Annotated in this window: 16 protein-coding genes; 4 read left to right on the top strand and 12 right to left on the bottom strand. The window is 61.7% G+C overall.

The features are described 5' to 3' along the window. Positions 1–257: 257 nt before the first annotated feature. On the top strand, positions 258–1,526 hold the full coding sequence (locus CSQ92_RS01605; protein ID WP_099393053.1) for a maltoporin: 1,269 nt from the start codon (positions 258–260) through the stop codon (positions 1,524–1,526). A 79-nt stretch (positions 1,527–1,605) separates the two neighbouring features. Here CSQ92_RS01605 and CSQ92_RS01600 read toward each other — a convergent pair whose 3' ends face one another. The 11 genes from CSQ92_RS01600 to xsc form a co-directional block, all read right to left on the bottom strand. Continuing rightward, complete coding sequence (locus CSQ92_RS01600) at positions 1,606–3,963, bottom strand: chitinase C-terminal domain-containing protein (RefSeq protein ID WP_099393052.1); 2,358 nt, start codon at positions 3,961–3,963, stop codon at positions 1,606–1,608. A 112-nt stretch (positions 3,964–4,075) separates the two neighbouring features. Beyond that, the gene (locus CSQ92_RS01595; protein ID WP_257219100.1) at positions 4,076–5,521 is read right to left on the bottom strand and encodes a glycoside hydrolase family 19 protein; all 1,446 of its coding nucleotides are present in this window, start codon (positions 5,519–5,521) and stop codon (positions 4,076–4,078) included. Positions 5,522–5,820: 299 nt separating this feature from the next. Then, entirely contained in the window at positions 5,821–6,441 is a 621-nt protein-coding gene (gene sorB / locus CSQ92_RS01590) for a SorB family sulfite dehydrogenase c-type cytochrome subunit (protein ID WP_099393050.1), read from the bottom strand. Positions 6,442–6,451: 10 nt separating this feature from the next. Further along, the gene (gene sorA, locus CSQ92_RS01585; protein ID WP_099393049.1) at positions 6,452–7,678 is read right to left on the bottom strand and encodes a SorA family sulfite dehydrogenase catalytic subunit; all 1,227 of its coding nucleotides are present in this window, start codon (positions 7,676–7,678) and stop codon (positions 6,452–6,454) included. After that, positions 7,671–9,098 carry an amino acid permease gene (locus CSQ92_RS01580; RefSeq protein ID WP_070254562.1) on the bottom strand — a complete coding sequence of 476 codons (1,428 nt, stop codon included), beginning with the start codon at positions 9,096–9,098 and terminating at the stop codon, positions 7,671–7,673. The genes sorA and CSQ92_RS01580 overlap by 8 nt, the downstream gene beginning before the upstream one ends. Positions 9,099–9,378: 280 nt before the next feature. Then, on the bottom strand, positions 9,379–10,173 hold the full coding sequence (locus tag CSQ92_RS01575; RefSeq protein WP_051959683.1) for an ABC transporter permease subunit: 795 nt from the start codon (positions 10,171–10,173) through the stop codon (positions 9,379–9,381). Between the two features lie 79 nt (positions 10,174–10,252). After that, the gene (locus tag CSQ92_RS01570; protein ID WP_034788398.1) at positions 10,253–11,068 is read right to left on the bottom strand and encodes a taurine ABC transporter ATP-binding protein; all 816 of its coding nucleotides are present in this window, start codon (positions 11,066–11,068) and stop codon (positions 10,253–10,255) included. Between the two features lie 84 nt (positions 11,069–11,152). Beyond that, positions 11,153–12,205, bottom strand: coding sequence for a taurine ABC transporter substrate-binding protein (gene tauA, locus CSQ92_RS01565; protein ID WP_373606011.1), 1,053 nt, complete (start codon positions 12,203–12,205; stop codon positions 11,153–11,155). A gap of 115 nt (positions 12,206–12,320) precedes the next feature. Continuing rightward, positions 12,321–13,730 (bottom strand): NAD(P)/FAD-dependent oxidoreductase, encoded by a 1,410-nt coding sequence (locus CSQ92_RS01560; RefSeq protein WP_218964051.1) that lies wholly within the window; start codon positions 13,728–13,730, stop codon positions 12,321–12,323. Between the two features lie 58 nt (positions 13,731–13,788). Beyond that, positions 13,789–14,196 carry a nuclear transport factor 2 family protein gene (locus tag CSQ92_RS01555; RefSeq protein ID WP_034788413.1) on the bottom strand — a complete coding sequence of 136 codons (408 nt, stop codon included), beginning with the start codon at positions 14,194–14,196 and terminating at the stop codon, positions 13,789–13,791. A gap of 281 nt (positions 14,197–14,477) precedes the next feature. Further along, entirely contained in the window at positions 14,478–16,286 is a 1,809-nt protein-coding gene (gene xsc / locus CSQ92_RS01550; protein ID WP_099394548.1) for a sulfoacetaldehyde acetyltransferase, read from the bottom strand. A 225-nt stretch (positions 16,287–16,511) separates the two neighbouring features. On the opposite strand from xsc, the gene CSQ92_RS01545 reads away from it, so the two are divergent. The 3 genes from CSQ92_RS01545 to CSQ92_RS01535 are packed head-to-tail and all read left to right on the top strand — an operon-like array spanning position 16,512 to position 20,093. Then, complete coding sequence (locus CSQ92_RS01545) at positions 16,512–17,348, top strand: IclR family transcriptional regulator (protein WP_370452797.1); 837 nt, start codon at positions 16,512–16,514, stop codon at positions 17,346–17,348. Positions 17,349–17,388: 40 nt separating this feature from the next. Beyond that, positions 17,389–18,363 carry an AAA family ATPase gene (locus tag CSQ92_RS01540; RefSeq protein WP_257219099.1) on the top strand — a complete coding sequence of 325 codons (975 nt, stop codon included), beginning with the start codon at positions 17,389–17,391 and terminating at the stop codon, positions 18,361–18,363. Continuing rightward, positions 18,360–20,093, top strand: coding sequence for a cobaltochelatase CobT-related protein (locus tag CSQ92_RS01535; protein WP_099393046.1), 1,734 nt, complete (start codon positions 18,360–18,362; stop codon positions 20,091–20,093). The genes CSQ92_RS01540 and CSQ92_RS01535 overlap by 4 nt, the downstream gene beginning before the upstream one ends. On the opposite strand, the gene CSQ92_RS29275 is transcribed toward CSQ92_RS01535, so the two are convergent. Further along, positions 20,094–20,786, bottom strand: coding sequence for a choice-of-anchor E domain-containing protein (locus CSQ92_RS29275; protein ID WP_099393045.1), 693 nt, complete (start codon positions 20,784–20,786; stop codon positions 20,094–20,096). It abuts the gene before it with no gap. Positions 20,787–20,925 lie beyond the last annotated feature (139 nt).

Below are 20,925 nucleotides of genomic sequence, written 5' to 3'. Positions count from 1 at the left end.
GACCACAATGTAGCACCGGACTTTGATACTTTCTGATACTCCAAAACCGCAATTCGATACTCTTTTGCAAGCCCGCTATGCGCAAGAGTATCGATATGTAGCAAAAACAACACTCTGAAAGAAAGTATCAGCACTTGCACGTTTTGTATCAGGGTGGTTAAAAAAGCGCTGCTAGACTTGGTTTTCGGCATTAGACCGCGTGCGGTGGTCGCCTTCAGGGGCGCCACCGCTACCACTTACATTCTTCTGGAGACCGCATGAACCGTACTGCATTGAAAACTTTACCTGCCCTGATCCTGGCCATCGCCAGCGCTTCCGCCATGGCCGACCCCATGTACCCAAGCGACGCCGAAGGCTTCCATGGCTACCTGCGCGCTGGCGCCGGCAGCAATACTTCGGGCGACGGCGGTTCGCAAGGCTGCTTCGGCCTGGGTGGCAATACCATGAAATATCGTCTGGGCAATGAGTGCGACGCCTACACGGAATTCGGCTACACCAAGTCTGTTGCCAAGTCCGGCGGCGTGAACTACCTGGCCACCATCTGGGTCAACGCCTACGCACCAAACTCGGATTTCGGCGACAACAAGCTGGGCATCGTCAAGGCCTATGTCGAAGCGCAGGGGCTCGATTTCCTGAACGGCGGCACGGCCTGGATCGGTAAACGCTTCTACTACCGTCCTGACATCCACATGCTGGATCTGCAATACATCAACATGAACGGCACGGGTGCCGGCCTGGACCGCATTCCTGCGGGCCCGGGCAAGTTCTCGTATGCCTTCTTCAAGGACAACGACATCAACACCGTGTCGCCGACCGGCGTCGTCAGCACCAAGTCTGCCGTGCGCCAGAACTTCATCTACGGCGAAATTCCCGTCAATGAAAACGGCACCCTGGACTTGGCCGCGACCTACATCATCGGTGAAGGCAAGGACAACGATGCGAATGGCCAGAAGCACAATGGCTGGCAGCTGTCGGCATTCCACCGTCAAGGCAAAGTCTTTGGCGGCGGCAATACCTTCGGCGTGCAGTACGGCGTCGGTCCCGGCACAGGCAAGGGCGCGCAGTTCGGCGCTTCGGGCGACACCGGTTTCGGTTCGGACGTGAAACGCACGCGCGTGTTCAATGACATGGCGATCCAGCCGTTGCCGAACTTTGGCATGGAATTCGTCGCCCTGTGGCAAAAAGACGAGTCGAAAGCCACCGGTTCCTCGACCTGGACTTCGGTCGGCGTGCGCCCTGTGTACGCGTTCACCGACAACTTCAAGCTGGTGGGCGAACTGGGCACGGACCGCGTGACGCAAGCGGGCGGCCTGCCGGCCAAGCGCCTGACCAAGCTGACCATCGCACCGACGATCTCGGCCGGTCCTGGCCTGTGGTCGCGTCCTGAACTGCGCGCTTTCGTGACGTACGGCAAATGGAACGATGCGGCCACCGCCTCGGTCAACGCGTCGAACAACGGCGGCCCGATCTACAACAACAATACCAGCGGCACGTCGTATGGTTTCCAAGTGGAAACCTGGTTTTAAGCCAGCTTAGCTAACGCCAGAAACTAAAAAGGGCGGAACCGCGGTTCCGCCCTTCGCTGTTTACACTACCGGATTCAACTTATGGCAAGGCTACCGGCAATTCCGGATACTCCTGCGTCAGCGCATACTTGGTGCCGCCCACGGTGACCGTGTAATTGGCCGGTCCCGAGATCGGCAAACGGTAATTCAAGGTCAGCGCCACGGAGCCGCCCGGCGCCAGCGATTGCCAGGCGGGAATCGCGAAGCGGGCCCGGTTGTAGTTCTTCGTGAAACCGCCGATATTGTTCGGCCCCGTGTAGCCGGCATTGATCACCGTCAAACCAAAGCCTGACTGGTCGCTCATGTCCGATGGTGCCGAGACGGGATAGTCGAACTCCACCACGGTGCCGCCCGGCAGGGTCGACGCCGTATTGTTCTTCACCGTCATCACCGGATTGATGGGGAAGTTGTTGTCGCCCAGCTTCCAGCCGCCCAAAGTGATGCTGACGTTGGCCGCCGTGCCCGGCATGGCGATTTCGGCGCGCTTGTTGCCATACACGCCAGCCGTGCGGAAAGCCTGGTACAGCACGTCCGTCAGGGTGGTGCCCATGAAATACTCGCCCTTGCCGCCGTTGCGCGTGGCATCCCAGGCATAGTCGCCCGCCATTTCCCAGATCATCACGCCGCCGATATTGTTGTTGACGATGTACTGGGCCTTGGCCGCGATCGACTGCGTGGTTTCCGTGGAAATGAACACTTTCTTGGTCGCATTCCACAGCCACGGCGCCACCATGGTGCTGCTGTAATGCGGCACATAGGTGCCCACCAGGGCCTTGTCCGTGACTTTATAGGCGTCCAGGTAGCTCGGCACGATACCGTTCTGCAAGTTCAGCGCATGCCAGATCGGGTTGCCGCCGCCTGGCGTGGGTTTGCCCTGCGAGTCCAGGTCGTACCAGACGTTGTCGATGCCGGTGGCGCCCGTGCCGCACGTCTTGGTGCCGGCGCAGGTGACCGTGGAACTGATCAGTGGCGTCGTGCCCCACAAGCCATTCGTGCCACCCGTCACATCCTTCCAGCCCCGCGTGTAGAACGGCACGCCGATATTGATGCGCCCCGCCTGCATGGCACCGCGGTAGTAGCGGTAGGCCCAGTCCGTGTTCAGGTAGCCGATGTTCTGGAACTGGTAGGCGTTACCGGCACGCAATTCACCATCGTTGCCATCGTCAAACAGCGCCGCGTTCGGCCCCACATACTGGTTCCACGCGCCGTGCAAGTCGTAGCTCATCAGGCTGGCGTAATCGAGATATTTCAATCCCGACATGTTTTCCTCCCCACGCAAGACCCAGCCCGAGGCGGAGCCGGCGATGGTGAGCAGATAGTATTTATTGTCCTGCACGGCCGCCTCGTCGAGCTTCTGGCGCAGCACTTTCAGCAGCAGGTTGTAGCTCGTCATCAGGCCGGCCAGGCGCGGCTTCGAGACGGCGAAGTCGTTCGGATTGCCCGCTTCATTATTGGTGGTCGGATGTTCGTAATCGACATCGACGCCATCGAAGAAGTTGTACTGGCGCACGAAGGCCACCATGGAATCGGCCAGGGTGTTGATGCCGGCCGTGTTGATGCTGCCGTCCGCATTCGTCGTGGCCGTGTAGAAGCCGCCGCTACCGGCCCAGCCACCCACGGAAATCATCAGTTTAACGCCCGGATACTTCTTCTTGTATTGCGACAGCAAGTTGAAGTGCCCCTTGTACGGCAAGGATGGGTCCATGGCGGCGGCTGGCACGTTCGGCCACGTGAGGCCCGTGTCCGGATTGGCCGCGCCGCTGCCGATGGCGATTTTCGAGGTTGCCGGATCGACGGAAGCGAACGCATAGTTCAGGTGGGTGATCTTGTCCCACGGCAGATTGTTTACCAGATAGGTGGGGCTGCCATCGACACCGGTGCGCCAGCTGGCGAAGTAGCCGACGATGCGCCGGTTCAAGCCATTGCTCAGCACTTCGCGGCCATTCGCGTCATACACCTTGCAATACGGCACATTCGGCACGGCCGAGATCAAGCCGTCCGGGCGGCAAGGCGTGGGCGTTGGGGTCGGGGTCGGGGTCGGGGTCGGCGTTGGCGTCGGCGTTGGCGTCGGTGTCGGCGTCGGGGTTGGCGTCGGGGTCGGCGTCGGTGTTGGCGTCGGTGTCGGGGTAGGTGTCGGCGTATCCGTCACGGCCCATGGGCCCCACTGGTCGGCGGCGCTGGGGACATTGCCCTGCGTCCACCACTTGGCCTTGTAAGTAACGCCCTGGTAGAGCACGCACTGGCCGCCCGTGTAGACGGTGGCGGCGTCCCAGACGGCGCACGCTTCGACGGCGGCGAGCAAGGTGTTCGGGGTGGCGGTCGTACCATCTTGGCCACCGCCGCCGCAAGCGACGAGTACGCCGCTGAGCAGGGCCATCAATAATGCATTCGATTTCATGTTGTATTGGTCTCCGTTATGGTTGTACAGGTTGTACGTTGTGAGCTGTTGCAGGCCCCTGAAGGGGCTCTTGTCAACTGTTATCCCTGGCCGGCTATTCCTGCATTTACTGCTACTGCAACTTCACATTCCAGTTGGCTTCCACGCATTTCACGTAGTTCCCGGCCTGCAAGGCGCTGTACGGGGTTTGATAGCTGACCAGCTGGCATTGGTTGTCGCCACCGGCGCTCCAGTTCTTTTCCCAATAGATGTTGTAGGAAGCGGAACTGGCCGGGGTGAAGCGTTGCATGTTGGCGCAAGACAATTGTTCGCCGGAATAATCCCAGCCCATGTCGGCGGCAAATTGCTTGTAGTAATCGATGCGGTTTTGCGCGGCCTGCTTTTCCGTGCCCTGCCCGCATTCGGCGTTGATGATCATGATGGTGGTGGCGAAATTATTGCCCGCGCCAGCCGTCGTATCGGCCGCGTTCGGCACCCACGTGCCGTCGAGCACATGCAGCATCGACGGCTTCGGCGGTTGCGGATAGACAAAGAAGAACGTGGCCGAGGCCAGGTTCAGCCAGGTCGAGGCCACCAGGTCCGGGTTCTTCAGCAGCACGGACTGGTCGCCGTCATGCATGGCTTGCGAGAATGGGCCGTAATTGTAGTTGTACGACAGCTGCTTGGCGCCGCGGCCGAAATACTTCTTGAAGCTGCCATCGGCGTTCTTGCCGCAGGTCCAGACCTTGTTGAAGACGGGATCGGCGCACTCGACGTTGTAGCCGCAGCCGGCGCCCGTCTCATCGCAGCCCAGCTCGCGCAAATACTTCAAGCCCTGGCGCCATTGCGGCAGCGGGCTGCTGGCGTTATGGTCGCCCGTTTCCTGTACGAAATGCGCGAACATGGTGGCCAGGCTGTGGCGGCAGATGGCGTCCGCATTGCGCCCGTCGCTGTAGTCGTCGCACACGGCGGGGAACTTGGCTACGGCTTGCAGGAAACGCTGATAGGTATAACTGGTGTCGCGCGCGGCAAAATAGTAATCCCACTTTGCCGCCGGCAGCAGGCGCTCGACCCGCTTGACGTTGAGCGGATTGCTGGCCAGGCCAGGCTGCACGGCCTCGACGGCCGTGTTGCCCAGGGTGCGGATCGACGCCTTGACCTTGCGGAAGAAATCGTTGTTCGTCAGCGCCGCCTCGTTGGCCTCGGCCTGGGCCTTGGTGGGGATGCCGGGCGTTGGCGTTGGCGTTGGCGTCGGCGTTGGCGTTGGCGTCGGTGTCGGGGTGGGCGTCGGGGTGGGAGTGCTGCTATCGAGACTCCACGGTCCCCACTGGTCGTTGTTCGGCGCCGTACCCTGCACCCACCATTTGGCGCGGTAGACCTTGCCGTCATACACGGCGCACTGGCCCGCCGTGTAGACGGCAGCGGCGCTCCAGGCCGCGCACTGATCGCTGGCGGCCGTGGCGGCCAGCAGGGTCGATGGGGGTTCGGTGGTGGAATTGCCGCCGCAAGCGAGCAGCGCGCTGCCCAGCAGGCCAGCCATCAAAGGCGAGGCCAGCCGGCTAATTTGCCGTGTCTTCACAATGTCTCCTGAACGTTATACGAAAACTATCGAAGTAGCTTTTTATGTTGTACGTAAAGAAAGCACAGCGAAGCGTCGGCTTTCTGCAGAGAGAATGCGACGCTCTAAATTGGTAGTCAAGTGGTTTTATATAACGGTGTTTTTTACAATACCAGTGCTGGCGATCGCTGCGTTGGCAAGCGATGTGGTGGCGAATGGGACAAGTAAAAAAAGGCCCGCTGCATGATGGCAGCGGGCAATACCGCGCTGGATGGGTGGCGGCAAGTGGTATTAAGGGTTGTTGCGCGTCCGGGACGAACTTATCTGTTCAGCACGTACTTCGCCAGGCTCGCCGCATCCGCTTCGCTCAGCTGGCTGAATGGCGGCATGGGCACGGGGCCCCATTTGCCCGCGCCGCCACTGCGGATGTTGGCCGCCACGGCAGCGACACCGTCCTTGCCCTTGTATCTGGCTGCCACCTCGGTAAAACCGGGGCCGACCACCTTCTGGTCGAGCGCATGGCAAGCCATGCAGCCATTCGCCGCCAGCAAGGTCTTGACATCCTTGCCGCTGGCGGCCGGGACAGCGGCTGCCACGGGTTTGGCGACGGCCGCGGCAGGTACGACAGCGCCCCGCTCCACGCCATAGGTTTTCACCAGGTAATCGACCATGGCCGGCATGTCCGCGTCGTCGAACTGCGCGCCAAACGGCTTCTTCATCTTCTTGACGGTGGCTTCCCAGTAGGCGCGCGGAGAGGCCGGAGGCTGGCTCGACGCATACTGGGCCGCGTGGCACGTCATGCAGTTGCGCTGCACCAGCTGGTAGCCGGGCAATTCGCTGGGTTTGTATGTCGCCGTTTCCGGCGGCAAGTGGATTTCCAGCGCGCACGCACCACCCGCCGCCGCCAGTGCCAGCGCGGCAATCAATATTTTCATTCGCATGTGAATCTCCTCAGACTGCCTGGATGCGCGTGGTTTCCACCACGTTGCGCATATAACCCATGGGATTCCACAGGGCTTTCATGGGCTGGCTCTGGCCTATGCGATTGACGGCGCGCACCATCAGCACGTGGCTGCCCTTGCGCGGCGCCTTCATGAGCATGGTCCATACACGGAACGAGTAGCGTCCCAGGTCCTTGCCCAGCTTCGCTTCCTGCCACGTCTGGCCGCCGTCAAGCGACACGGTCACCTCGCTGATGCCCTGGCCGCCATCAAAGGCGATGCCGCGCAAGGCCAGGTCGCGCCCCGCCTTCACTTGCGCGCCATCCTGCACGCTGGTGATGAAAGAGCGCACGTTGAGGCGGCTGATCGGCGTCGTCTTGCCCACGGGTGCGCCCGGCTCGATGAAACCGGAGCCGTTGTCGGGGATACGGTAGCCCGTGCTCATCCAGAAGCCATCGAATGGCTTGTCCAGCACGGTGATGTCGCTCAAGTGCTTGACCCAGTAAGTGCCGTAATACCCTGGCACGATCAGGCGCAGCGGATAGCCGTTGAGGAAAGGAATGTCCTCGCCATTCATGGCCCAGGCCAGCATGACGTCGCCCGCCATGATGTGCTCGACGGACAAGGCTTTTTGGAAGTCGGGACCATCGCCCACTGGCGGCGCTTCCAGGCCATTGAAGGCTACTTGCACGGCGCTGGCCGCGATACCGGCCTTTTCCAGCACGGTCTTCAGGGGGATGCCCGTCCAGCGGGCATTGCCCATGGCGCCATTGCCCAGCTGCCCGCCATTCGCGCGCGGGGCAAAGAAGCCGCGGCTGTTACCCGAGCATTGCGTCACGGCCACCACGTCGACCGGCTCGGCCAGCTGTTTCAGTTGCGCCAGCGACAGTTCCAAGGGCGTCTTCACCAGGCCGGCGATGCGCAGGCGGTAGCTGTCGCCATCGATGCTGGTAGGTAAGCCACTCCAGTGGTAGCGCACGAAAAACGCATCGTTGGGCGTGATCGCGCCTTCATTGAACACGCTGAACGGCGTTTCCAGCTGGGGCGGACGGCTGGTCAGCAGGATCAGCGGGCGCTTTTGCGGAAAGGCCACCAGTTCGCGCTCGCCATTTTCAAATGGCAGGGTAACGGAGGCAGAGGCGGCCAAGGCTGGCCCCGCCACTGCGGCGGCGCCCAGGGTGGCCGTCGTACGCAGGAAGCGGCGCCGGCCTGCGGGCAACAAGGTCGTGTCAGACATGTTTGAGCTCCACTTTGGCTTCGTTGTCCCCGTTGCGGTCGTCGTTGACGAGCTTCTTGATGTAGTACATGACGCTCATGATGACCACGCTCAACAGGCCGAACCAGAACGACACGCGCTGCTCCGTATCGGACGACACGCTCATGGCACCGAGGATCACCAGCATGGCGATGATGGTGAAATACGTCAGGTAAGGGAACAGCCACATGCGCACCTTGATGCGTTCCGGGCATTCGCGCTCCAGGCGGCGGCGCAAACGCAATTGAGATATCGCAATGAGCAGGTACACGAACAGGATCAGGATGCCGTAGGAATTGACGATGAAGGGGAACACCAGGTCGGCCGATACATACGATACGGCAATGGCGAAATAGGCGAACAGGGTGCTGAACAAAATGGCGCGGATGGGCACGCCGTTCTTGCTCAGCTTGACCAGGCCCGTGGGCGCATCGCCGCGGCGCGTCAGCGCAAAGATCATGCGCGACGAAGCGTACAGGCTGGAATTCAAGGCCGACAGCACGGCCGTCAAAATGATGGCGTTCATGATGTGGGCCGCGTACGGGATGTTCATGACGGTCAGGGCGCTGACGAATGGCGTGGCGATGGCCGGCGAATCCCAGGGCACGATGCAGACGACGACAAACATGGACCCCACATAGAACATCAGCACGCGCGTGATGACGGAATTGGTGGCGCGGGCGATGGCCTTGGCCGGGTCCGACGTTTCGGCGGCGGCGATGGTGACGATTTCGGCGCCCGAATAGAAGGCCGTGGCGGCGACGGCGCCACTGAGCACCGGCCCCCAGCCGTGCGGCATGAAGCCGCCGTTGCTGGTCAGGAAACCCAGGGTCGGGATGCTGTTGGGCAAGCTACCCGTGATGAACAGGGCGCCGACAAACAGGAAGACGATGATGGCGACCACCTTGATCGAGGCGAACCAGAATTCGAATTCTCCGAAGGCCTTGACCGAGAACAGGTTCAGGATGGTCATCGAGACGAGCAGCACCAGGCTGATAGCCCAGGACGGTACGTCCGGCAGCCAGAAGTTGACCAGTTTCGCGCCGGCGATGGCTTCCAGAGCCACGACGACGACCCAGAAATACCAGTACATCCAGCCGCTCATGAAACCGAGGAATTTCGACACTTTCGGCTTGTCGTCGAAAGCCAGGCGCGCATATTCGTAGAAGGAGCCGACCACGGGCAGGGACGAAGCCAGCTCGCCCAGCATGCGCATGATCAGGACGACGAGGCCGCCCGTTAGCAGGAAGGAAAGGATGGCGGCCGGACCGGCGGCCTTGGCAATGACGCCGCTGCCGACAAAGAGGCCGGCGCCGATCACGCCGCCGATGGCGATCATGCTCATGTGGCGTTGCTTGAGCGAGTGCTGCAAGCCGGTACTGTTATGCGATTCGCTAATCATGTTTTGTCTCCTGAAAATCTCTGAAGCTCGGTGCGCCCTGCCTGCTGCGGCTTGTTCATGCCGCGCGGCTTTGTTTTATTTAGGCAACACCGTCAAGCAGCATCGATACATCGTGTGAATCAGTCTGGTTGGCCGCATTCCATAAGTCAATCTGGAAATGCAGCGGCTCGGCGCGGCAGCCAAGGGGCAAGCGCGCTGGAGGGTAAGTACGGGTATGGCGAGTTAAAAAAATGGGAGCGGCGGCAACACTTGTGGCGTGCGCGCCACTCCCAGGAACGTCTTACACCTTGCCCTTCCATGGCACGAGGGTACGTTCGAGGTAACGCATCATCAAATCAAACAGGAAAGCGAAGAAGCCGATCACGATAATGCCCATGATCACCACATCGCTGGCCAGGAACTCGGAGGCGCTCAGCACCATGTAGCCGAGACCGCGCGTGGCCGCCACCATCTCGCCAGCCACCAGGGTGGTCCAGCCCACGCCGATGCCGATGCGCATGCCGGTGAGGATTTCCGGAATCGCGGCCCGCAGGATCACATGCACGATGACCTGGAAACGCGTGGCGCCCATCGAGTACGCCGCGTGGATTTGCTCCAGCGATACGGAGCTGACGCCGGCGCGGGCCGCGATCGCCATCGGCGCGAAGATGGCCAGGAAGATCAGGTAGACCTTCGAAAACTCGCCGATGCCGAACCAGATGATGACCAGTGGCAAGTAAGCGAGCGGCGGCAACGGACGGTAGAACTCGATCAAGGGATCGAAGATGCCGCGCGCCACGCGGTTCACGCCCATCATCACGCCGATGGGAATGGCGAACAGGCAAGCCAGGCCAAAGGCGCCAAACACGCGCACCAGACTGGCGACGGTGTGTTCCCACAGGGTGGCGCCGCCGAAACCGGTGGTGGCCGCCATGATGAATTTTTCATATACGGCTTGCGGCGACGGCAGGAACAGCGGTTTGACCATGCCGCTGGCCGTCACGCCAAACCACAGCAGCAGCACGGCGATGACGGTGACGGTGGCGATGCGGCTGGAATTGCCCTGCCCCGGCGCGCCGAACGCTTCGCCGGGCATGGCGCAGCGGGGAGCGAACAGGCGCGAGAAAAAGCCGGCGCGCTTGGCGGTGGTGGGAGGAAATCCCACGACGGATGGGCTATGCATGGGACACCTCCAGCTCTTTATTGACGGCGCGTTCGTCGCCATAAATGATGTTGAGCACCGTTTCGCGCATCTTGATGAAGTCCGGGCTCGATTTCACGGCGCGCGCATCGCGGCACTCGAGGAAGCGCTTGTTGAAATCGAGTTCATACGTGTGCGTGATGCGGCCCGGACGGGGCGACATGACGATCAGCCGGTTCGCCAGGAACAGCGCCTCGTCGACGCTGTGGGTAATGAAGAAGAACATGGTGCTGGACTTGGCCCAGATATCGAGCAGCAATTCCTGGATGGTTTCGCGCGTCAGCGCGTCGAGTGCCGCCATCGGTTCATCCATCAACAGCATGGCCGGATTGCTGGTCAGGGCGCGGGCGATGCCCACCCTTTGCTGCATGCCGCCCGACAACTGATAAATCATATTGTCGTGAAAGTCCTTCAAGCCAACGAGCGCCAGGTTCTTTGCCGCCTGTTCGCGCCGCACGGCCTTAGCCACGCCTTGCAGCTTGAGGCCGAATTCCACGTTTTCCATCACGTTCAGCCATGGCAGCAAGGCATGTTTCTGGAACACGACGCCCCGGTCTGCACCCGGCCCTTCCACTTTATTGTCGCCGAGCATGATTTCGCCCTTGGAGGGGGCGATAAAGCCCGCCATCAGGCTCAGCAAGGTGGTCTTGCCGCAGCCCGAGGCGCCCAGCGCGACGACGAAGTCGCCGCTATTGATGGTCAGATTGATATTATTTAAGGCATGCACGCGTTCACCGGCCGTCTTGCCCGGATAAATCACGCTGACATCCTTGACGTAGAGATTTTCCATCGTGTGCCCCGCAAAGGTGTAGTCACTTCAGTTCAACGCATTCTGTTCAGTCAGCGCGCCCGCAGGCGCGCCATCGCACAACGTTTACTTCAGCAGGCCGGCGGCCTGTGCATACTTGGGTGTCACATACTTGGCGTAATCGGTAGCCAGGGTGTCGATCTTGCCTTCGCCCTTCAAAAATTGCGCCGTGGCCAGCAAGGCTTGCGCCACGCCGCCCTTCGCGCCGCCGCCGAGCCAGGCCGGCGAGGCCTGTTCCTGCAGCGAGGGATAGGCATACAGGGCCACGGAAGCGGCCACGTCCTTGGCGGCCGCGCCCGAATGCTTGACGTTGGCTTTCACTTGCGGGGAATCGATGGTCCACGCCTTGGGATTGGCGCGGTAGTCGGCGTCGGCGGCGGCCATCACCTTGACGAACTTGGCCATGAAGTCCGCGTTCGCTTCGCCCCAGGCGCGCTCGACGGCCATGCCGTCAAACGTGGCCTTGCCCTTCTTGCTCAGTTCGCCGGATGTGACGAGGACCTTGCCGTTTTGCTTGAGTTTGCTCAAGGCCGGATCCCACACGAAGGCGGCGTCGATGTCGCCCCGCTCCCAGGCGGCGGCGATCTGGTTCGGCTGCATGTTCAGCAATTTCACTTCCGTCGGCTTGATGCCCCACGTTTCCAGCGCGAACATGGTGTGGAAATGCGTGGTGGACACGAAAGGCACGGCGATCTTCTTGCCGCGCAAATCCGCCGGCTTGGTGATGCCGGCGCCATTGCGGGCCACCATCGCTTCGGCTTCATTGATGTCGTCGATGATCCAGAACAGCTGCAGATCGACGCCGCGGCTGACGGCTGCCGTCAGGGGGCTGGAGCCGATGACGCCGATCTGCACGTCGCCGGAAGCCATGCCGGTGGCTACCTTGGCGCCCGAATCGAACTTGCGCCAGTTGATTTTATAGCCGGTGGTTTTTTCCACTTCGCCGCTGGCGATAGCCACCAGGAAGGGACCGTTGATTTCCTGGTAGGCAATCGTCACTTCCTTGCTTTGCGCGAAGGCGGTACCGCTGGAGGCAAGGGTAACGCCCAGTACCAGGGTGCCGAGGAAGGCGCGGCGCATCGTTGAAAAAACCGTGTTTTTGCTCGTATTTGTGTTCATGTCTCACTCCAAGTTATTGTTATGTGTGAACGTGCGGGCAATCTCATCCCTCGCGGGAGGCGCCGCTGGTCGATCTATGTCAACGCATGCGGCGGCTTAGTACGGCTACTGCTATTTAAAACACTTCATCCTTCAAGTGATACCAGCGGTACAGGAAGCGCTGGCCCAGGCGGCGGAACGGGGCGAACGCTTGCGACTCGACCAGTTCCATCATGTTGGGATACGGCAGTTTGGAATTGAAGATCGGCAAGCCCGTGTCGCTGGCCTTGCCGGCGATGCGCTCGGCCATGCGCCGGCCCGCCTGCGCCGAGTACATGACGCCGTTGCCGCCATAACCGAGCGAATAGAAGATCGATTGCTTCGGGTCCGGTTGCACGATGCGCGGCATCATGTCGTGGCTGACGTCGACCCAGCCCCACCACGAATAATCGATCCCGATGCCAGTCAGCGCGGGGAACTTGCGGTGCAGATCGTTGATCAAAAACTGTTTGTACTTGTCGTCCGGCGCGTCGGCGCCCGTGATGGCGCTGCGGCTGCCGATCTGCACGCGGTTGTCCGGCATCAGGCGGTAGTAGTGGCGCAGGATGCGCGTATCCGTGATCACCTGGTGGGTGCGGAAGTTGCACGCCTCGATTTCCGCCGCCGTCAATGGACGCGTGACAAGCGAGTTCGACAAAATCGGCAGCAAGCGGTTCTTGACTTGCGGATGCAGGTGCGGCGAGGTGTAGCCGCCCGTGGCCACGGCGACGGATCGGGCACGCACCACGCCGCCTGGCGTTTGCAGATAATGCACGCCGTTGCGCGTTTCCCAGCCCATTACCGGGCTGGACGGGTGCACCTTGGCGCCCAGCGCGCGCGCCTTGCGCAGGTAGCCGAACGCCAGCTTGCCTGCATGGATGCCGATGCCTTCCGGCTCGTGCAACGCACCGGCCGCTTCCTTGTCGTCGACGAATTCGCGCTTGACGGTGTCGGCGTCGAGGATGCGGGCGTCGTACTTGAAGATCTCGCGCATGACCTTGGCTTCTTTTTCCAGCGCGGGCATGGCTTTCGCCTTGTGGGCGATGTACAGGTGACCGCCCGGCTGCGGGTCGCAATCGATGTCGGCCGTGATCTTCTTGAACGTTTCCATCGCATCGCACACTTCCGCGTGCAGTTTCAGGGCCGTGTCCAGCCCATAGCGGTCTATCCACTGCGAGCGTTTCAGGCGGCCCGTCGTGCATTGCGCCTGGCCGCCGTTGCGCGTGCTGCAGCCCCAGCTGACCCGGTTCGCTTCCAGCACGGTGGCCTTGATGCCGTGTTCCTGGGCCAAAAAGATGGCGCAGGACAAGCCCGTGAAGCCGGAACCGATGATGGCCACGTCGACGTCGATGTCATGCGTGATGGGGCCGTCGTCGGCGGGCGGCTCGCCGGCCGTGCCGATCCAGTAGGTGGGCGCGTAGGCATTGCCGTGGCCGGGGCGCTGGGCCACCAGCGGATCGAAGGCGGGATCGTAGGGCGTGCGGGCGGCGGTACTGTTGTTGCCCATTACGCCAGGCGGGGTGTCGACAGGTTTGTTCATGGTCATTCCTGGTGAACGTGCTGGCTCAGACTGTGACGACGGGTGGGCGATCCTTGCGGAAAGCATTCTTGACGGCGATCTTGCCATCGCGGAAGGTGAAGATATCGACCATGCGCGCTTCGATGCGCGTGCCGTCCGCCTTGGTGCCGGCAAAGGTCGACTCCGTCACGCCCCGTTCGCCGCTGACGAAATGCACGGGGTTGAGCCAGGCGGCGTCGGGGAAGGTTTGCCAGGCCAGCTCGAAGCCGGCGCGCACGGCGTCGCGGCCGATGAAGCTCTTGCCCAGAAGCTCGGGACCGGCGACGGCGTGGAATTCGCAGTCGTCGGCCATGGCGGCCATCAGGGCCTCGATATCGTGGCGGTTCCAGGCATCGCCGAATGCTTGCAGGAAGTCCGTGGTGACAGCGTCAGTGTGCGGTACAGGGTGGTTCATGGTTGTCTCCGTAAATCGTTTTTGATACGCTACGTTCCGTTTTTTGTCTTTTATTGAATTTAAGCCTTAAGCATGGCCTTGTCAAATCAAATAATTCAAAAAACGGGACGCCTTGTATTCTTTAATGAAATTATGATGCTTTCGTGACAATCTGTGAGAATTTGGTCACAGCGCTGTGTCGGATTACGCCGGGCTTGCGCCCGGCTAATCCGACCTACACAGTCGCGTAGGTTGGGTAGGTTGGATTAGCCCAGAGGGCGTAATCCAACAACACCAGCAAATCAGACGTAGTCTTTATATTTATCCAGGTGACGCACAGGTTTGCTCAGCGCATCGCGGCGGAACGGGTCGCCCAGCTCGCGCGTGCACATGATTTCGATGATGGTCGTCTTGCCTTCATTCATCTGCATGTCGATCGCTTTCTTCAAGGCCGGACCCACGTCTTCCAGCTTGTCGACCGTGATGCCTTCGGCGCCCATGGCGCGCGCGATTTCCGCGAAGCTCTGGTTGTCGAGCTCGCCTGCGACGAAGCGGCGGTTGTAGAAATCCACCTGGTTTTTCTTTTCCGCGCCCCACTGGCGGTTGTGGAACACCACGGCCGTCACGGGAATGTTGTGGCGCACGCAGGTCATCGTTTCCATCAGGCTCATGCCCCAGGCGCCGTCGCCCGCATACGACACGGCCGGACGGTGCGGTGCGGCCACTTTCGCGCCGATGATGGTCGGGAAGGCATAGCCGCAGTTGCCAAAGCTCATCGCCGCAAAGAAGCTGCGCGGCTTTTCGAAGCGCAGATAGCTGTTCGCCACCGAGTTGATGTTGCCGATGTCGGTCGACACCATCACGTCTTCCGGCATCGCCTTTTCCAGCTCGCGCAAGACCTGGCGCGGGTGCAGATAGTTGCCCGGCTCCTTCTTCTGCTCTTCGATCATGTCCAGGCTGTACGCATCCTTCTCGTGCGTCCAGTTCGTCAGCTCCTCTTCCCACGCGGCCTTTTCCGCTTGCACGGTGGCGTAGCGTTCTTCGCGCGTCGCGTCGCAATCGAGCATCTTGCCATCCAGGCGGGCAATAATCGCTTTGGCGGCCGCCTTGGCGTCGCCGCAGATGCCCACCGAAATTTTCTTGACCAAACCGAGCATCTTGTTGTCCGCGTCGATCTGGATGATTTTCGCGTTTTTCGGCCAGTAATCCATGCCGTGTTGCGGCAAGGTGCCGAACGGTCCCAGGCGCGAACCGAGGGCGACGACGACGTCGGCCTTGGCGATCAGTTTCATGGCTGCCTTGGAACCCTGGTAGCCGAGCGGGCCGCACCACAGCGGATGGCTGGCAGGGAAGGAGTCGTTATGCAGGTAGCTGTTGACGACGGGTGCGCCCAGGCGTTCGGCCAGGGCCTTGCACTCTTCGATGGCTTCGCCCATGACGACGCCGCCGCCCGAGATGATCACAGGGAACTTGGCTTTCGCCAGCAATTCCGCCGCATCGTTCAGGCTTTGTTCGCCGCCGGCGCCGCGATCCAGGCGGTTCGGTTTCGGGATTTCCGCCTTGATTTCGCCATAAAAATAGTCGCGCGGAATGTTCAGTTGCGTCGGGCCCATTTCCGACATGGCGCGGTCAAAGCAGCGGCCCGTGAATTCCGCCATGCGGGCCGGATTGGTGACGTGGCCCTGGTATTTGGTGAATTCCTCGAACATCGGCAGCTGGTTCGCTTCCTGGAAGCCGCCCAGGCCCATGCTCATCGTGCCCGTTTCCGGCGTGATGATGACGACGGGGGTGTGCGCCCAGTAGGCGGCGGCGATGGCGGTCACGCAATTGCTGATGCCGGGGCCGTTCTGGCCGATGACAACGCCATGGCGGCCCGAGACGCGGGCGTAACCGTCGGCCATGTGGCCGGCGCCCTGCTCGTGCACGACGGGAATCAAACGGATGCCGGCCGGGGCAAAGATATCCATCGGGTCCATGAAGGCCGAGCCCATGATGCCGAACATATCGGTCACGCCATTGGCGGCCAGGGTTTCCACGAACGCTTCGGAAGGCGTCATCTTTTGCGGTCCGGTGGGGATGGCCGCTGCGGCGGCGGCTTTTTGCTCGGTCATGTCATTCATGGGTGTCTCCTGGTCTGTGGTGATTGAAGCTGTTGAAATTATCAACTCATTTATTAAAAATCGGTATATTTTGTTCCGAAATTTGATATACAATTCAATTTAAGCGTTCAGCAATCAAAAGTCAAACAGATTTTCAAGGAAACGGTACAATTTGAGTTCGAAAATGAAATAAGCTGAAGTAACACTCATAGCTACCCAACCGAGGCCACCATGGACATGATTTCATCCCCAAAACTTGAGCCGGAAAAACTGGAAGGCGACACGCCCACGATGCGTTTGTTTGCCTTGCTGGAAGTGATTGCCGAAAAAGACCAGTTGCTGTCGCTGCAAGCGCTGGTGGAAGAAACGGGGCTGCCCAAGCCGACCCTGCACCGCATGCTGCAACAGCTGGAAAGCGTGGGCGTGCTGCAGCGCGAAAGCGATGGCCGCCACTACAGCACGGGCGTGCGCCTGCGCCGCCTCGCATCGAACCTGCTGATTAACAACACTTTCCATGGCGCCCGCCGCATGGTCTTGCGCCAGCTGGTCGAGGAAGTGGGCGAAAGCTGCAACCTGACGGCCTTCAGCGGCAGCGAAGTGGTGTACCTGGACCGCGTGGAAACGGCGGCCCCGCTGCGCTTCTACCTGCATCCCGGTTCGCGGGTGCCGGCCCACTGCTCGTCCAGCGGCAAGCTGTTCCTGGCACAAATGACGCCCGTGCAGCGGCGCCGCCTGCTGGGCCACATGGAATTGACGCGCTTTACGGACAAGACAGAAACGGACCCCGTCAAGCTGGAACGCGAACTGGAATTGGTGCGCCGCAACGGCTATGCGCTGGACGACGAGGAATTCCTGCCCGGCCTGCTGTGCGTGGCCGTGCTGGTGCCGAACCCGAACGGCCGCTCGAACCTGGCTGTGGCCATCCAGGCGCCCATCATCCGTTTGACGCACGACAAGGCTTTACATTTCTTGCCAGCATTGCAACGCGCCGCGCAAGCCCTGGCCGCCATCGAATCGGAAACCATGCCGACGACGGGCGGGGACGACGACGCATTGCAAGCCGGTCACTCATAACCGCCGTAGCGCCCATGCTGCGGTTTCACAGGAGAACAAGGTGCCAGATTCACGCCAACATCCCCCCGCCGCAGCGGCGCAAACCTTGCAGTCCGTGCGCAGCCTGTTCAATATCGACAGCGACCTGCGCGTGCCCGTCTTCACGGAACGCGATCCGCACGTGCCCGACATCGACCCCGCCTACCGCTTCAACCAGGACGTGACCCTGGCGATTCTGGCCGGCTTCAGCCACAACCGCCGCGTGATGGTGCAGGGCTTGCACGGCACGGGCAAGTCCACGCATATCGAGCAAGTGGCGGCGCGCCTGAACTGGCCTTGCGTGCGGGTCAACCTGGACGGCCACATCAGCCGCCTGGACCTGGTCGGCAAGGACGCCATCGTGCTGCGCGAGCAGCAGCAGGTGACCGAATTCCAGGAAGGCATCGTGCCCTGGTCATTGCAACGCCCCGTGGCCCTGATCTTTGACGAGTACGACGCGGGCCGCCCCGACGTGATGTTCGTCATCCAGCGCATCCTCGAGCGCGACGGCAAGTTCACCCTGCTCGACCAGAACCGGGTCATCACGCCGCATCCCCACTTCCGCCTGTTCGCCACGTCGAACACGGTAGGACTCGGCAACCTGAACGGCATGTACCACGGCACGCAGGTGCTCAATCACGCGCAGATCGACCGTTGGAACATTGTTGCTACCCTGAACTATCTGCCGCAGGCGGAAGAAACGGAGATCGTACTGGCCCGTGTTCCCGCCATGAACGACGAGGCGGGCCGCCAGCTGGCCAGCAGCATGGTGGCCGTGGCCAGCCTCACGCGCCACGGTTATGCGGCGGGCGACCTGGCCTGCCTGATGTCGCCGCGCACGGTGATTACCTGGGCCGAGAATTGCCAGATCTTCCGCGACCCGGCCCTGGCTTTCCGCCTGTCCTTCCTCAACAAATGCGACGAGGCCGAGCGGCCCATGGTGGCCGAGTATTACCAGCGCTGTTTCAATGAGGAATTGCTGGCGAGCCAGGCATGAGTACGGAAGCGACCGCGCCTGCCGCCTACACACGCGAGCAGCAGGAAACGGACGAGTTGTGCGCGGGCGCCATCCGCGCGCTGAGCGGCGTTGCCTCCATCCGCTACCGTGGCCGGCGCCTGCACGACGGCCACCGCCCCCTGCCCATCCACTCCGCCCATCTGCAGCCCGATGCGGCGCTGCAGGATTTGCCCTCGCTGCGCGGTGCGGCAGACAGCGTCGCCCTGCGCTTGCTGCACACGGACGCCGCCTTGCACAAGTCCCTCTGCCCGGCCGAGCCCGTGGCTCGCCTCGTGTTCGAATTGCTGGAACAGTTAAGGGTGGAAACGCTTGCGCCAGAGCACCACGCTGGCGTCATCGGCAACCTGCGCCACCGTTTTACGGCATGGTCGCACGCGTTCTACGATTCCGGCCTGGCCGAGGGCGCATCGGGCTTGCTGTTGTACACGGTATTCCAGATGTGCTGGTCGCGCCTGACGGCGCGGCCCGTGCTGGAAAAGACGGAAGATTTCATCGAAGCGACGCGCTGGTCCATCTCTTCGCAATTGAGCGGCGACTTGGCTGGATTGCGCCGCCACCGCATTGACCAGGCGGCCTTTGCGCGCCACGCGCTGGCCATCGCCCACGCCGTCGACGCCATGCTGCAAGATGCGCAAACGGCGCGCGACGGCAGCCAGGACGAGGCCGGCGATGCCAAGGCGCAGACAGCCTTCAAGCTGCTGCTCGATTTCGACAGCGACAATGACAACGTTCCCGATAGCGCCCCGCTGGGCGAGAGCCGCGCCTTCAGCGACGGCGATGGCGCCTACCGGATTTACAGCACGGCATACGACCGCGAAGAAAAAGCGGGCGAGCTGGTGCGCCGCGCCCTGCTGCTCGAATACCGCGAACGCATGGATGCGCGCATCGCCAGCCTGGGCATCAACACGGCCCGCCTGGCGCGGCGTTTCACGCAACTGCTGGCCATACCCGAGCGCGACGGCTGGTCGTTCGGCGAGGAAGAGGGCACTATCGATGGCCGGCGCCTGGCGCAGCTGATCAGCTCGCCGTCCGAACGCAGGCTGTTCCGCAAGGAACAATTCCTGCCCCAGGCCGATTGCCTCGTCACCTTTCTCGTCGACTGTTCCGGCTCCATGAAGACGCATGCGGAATCCGTGGCCGTGCTGCTCGACATTCTGCTGCGCGCGCTGGACCAGGCCGGGATCAGCACGGAGTTGCTGGGCTTTACGACGGGCGCGTGGAACGGGGGACGAGTCAGGCGCGACTGGATGCGCGCCCGCTCGCCCGCCAACCCGGGCCGTCTGAATGAACTCGTGCACATGGTCTTCAAGGATGGCGATACGAGCTGGCGCCGCGCGCGGCCCGACATCGCGGCCCTGCTGAAAGCGGACCTGTACCGTGAAGGCGTCGATGGCGAAGCCGTGGACTGGGCGTGCAGCCGCATGCTGGCGCGCCCGGAACGGCGGCGCATCCTGCTCGTCGTGTCCGACGGCTGCCCGATGGATACGGCCACGAATCTGGCCAACGACGAGTTTTATCTGGCGCAACATCTGAAACAAGTGGTGGCGCGCCGCGAAGCGCAGGGCGCCATTGATATTTGCGGGCTGGGCCTGGGCCTGGACCTGGGCGCCTACTACAGCCGCAGCCTGGCCACCACCCTGCCCGCCTCGCTGAACAATGAACTGTTCAGCGAAATCGCCCAGCTGCTCGCCGGACGCGGAAAACGCTGATCACACCATAGACTTGCGGCGGCGCGTCATCACGCCGGCCAGCGCCAGGCCTGTCAGCAGCATCACATACGTTTCCGGTTCCGGCACGGCGCTGATGTATTCATACGTCACTGCCACGCGGCCGGAAGCGGCCGTCTGGAATTGGGTCAGCAAATTACCGGAACCGCTGCCCGTCGAGGAACCGATGGCGTTCAGTCCCAGCTGGATCAAGCCACCGCCGGCCGAGGAAAACAGGGCGAAGTCGCTGGCACTGCCGCTCGTGTAGGAGTTGGCGCCCGTGCTGGACCGGGGTCCTGTATTGGCACCCGAGGTGCCGGCGAAATCGATGCTGCCATCGAAGGCGCTCAGGGCGAACGTCTGCGTGAACAGTGGGTTAGCCACCAGCAAGGTGGAATTGTCGGGACGGTACAAGGTCAGCAGCGAGGCCAGGCTCAGGGTCACGTCGGAGGCGCTGGCATCGAGGCTTTCCGCCTTGCCACTGCCCTGTACGGCGCCTTCCAGGTGGAACTTGATCGAGGTCAAGGTACCCAGGTTGCTGTCAAACTTGCCCAATCCCAGGGTGTCGGCCCAGTTGGTGGCGCCCAGCGCGCGGTCGGCGCTGAAGGTGATGGTCTGGGTGGCCGCCTGGGCGGAAGACATGGCGCCAAAGCCAAGCATGGCGGCAGCGGCCAGTGCGATCAGGGATTTTTGCATTGAGGACTCCAATTCATTCAAAGAGGAAGAGTGGATCAGCCAGTGATTCACTCAGGAAACGCGAGGGAACTTCCTCGCGCCACAGCCCGGCCATTCAGCGCTCCAGGCAATCCATTGTAATAAATGAAAGAATCGCAAT

Origin of the sequence: Janthinobacterium sp. BJB446 (assembly GCF_002735655.1) — a bacterium.
Taxonomy (GTDB): domain Bacteria; phylum Pseudomonadota; class Gammaproteobacteria; order Burkholderiales; family Burkholderiaceae_D; genus Janthinobacterium; species Janthinobacterium lividum.
This window is presented reverse-complemented; position numbering and strand designations above follow the sequence as displayed.

Coding starts and splice junctions, on each gene's coding strand:
- xsc (WP_099394548.1), bottom strand. CDS start 16,286: ATGACCGAGCAAAAAGCCGCCGCCGCAGCGGCCATCCCCACCGGACCG.
- sorB (WP_099393050.1), bottom strand. CDS start 6,441: ATGCGAATGAAAATATTGATTGCCGCGCTGGCACTGGCGGCGGCGGGT.
- CSQ92_RS01545 (WP_370452797.1), top strand. CDS start 16,512: ATGATTTCATCCCCAAAACTTGAGCCGGAAAAACTGGAAGGCGACACG.
- CSQ92_RS01560 (WP_218964051.1), bottom strand. CDS start 13,730: ATGGGCAACAACAGTACCGCCGCCCGCACGCCCTACGATCCCGCCTTC.
- CSQ92_RS01535 (WP_099393046.1), top strand. CDS start 18,360: ATGAGTACGGAAGCGACCGCGCCTGCCGCCTACACACGCGAGCAGCAG.
- CSQ92_RS01600 (WP_099393052.1), bottom strand. CDS start 3,963: ATGAAATCGAATGCATTATTGATGGCCCTGCTCAGCGGCGTACTCGTC.
- CSQ92_RS01570 (WP_034788398.1), bottom strand. CDS start 11,068: ATGGAAAATCTCTACGTCAAGGATGTCAGCGTGATTTATCCGGGCAAG.
- sorA (WP_099393049.1), bottom strand. CDS start 7,678: ATGTCTGACACGACCTTGTTGCCCGCAGGCCGGCGCCGCTTCCTGCGT.
- CSQ92_RS01580 (WP_070254562.1), bottom strand. CDS start 9,098: ATGATTAGCGAATCGCATAACAGTACCGGCTTGCAGCACTCGCTCAAG.
- CSQ92_RS01575 (WP_051959683.1), bottom strand. CDS start 10,173: ATGCCCGGCGAAGCGTTCGGCGCGCCGGGGCAGGGCAATTCCAGCCGC.
- CSQ92_RS29275 (WP_099393045.1), bottom strand. CDS start 20,786: ATGCAAAAATCCCTGATCGCACTGGCCGCTGCCGCCATGCTTGGCTTT.
- CSQ92_RS01555 (WP_034788413.1), bottom strand. CDS start 14,196: ATGAACCACCCTGTACCGCACACTGACGCTGTCACCACGGACTTCCTG.
- CSQ92_RS01605 (WP_099393053.1), top strand. CDS start 258: ATGAACCGTACTGCATTGAAAACTTTACCTGCCCTGATCCTGGCCATC.
- tauA (WP_373606011.1), bottom strand. CDS start 12,205: ATGAACACAAATACGAGCAAAAACACGGTTTTTTCAACGATGCGCCGC.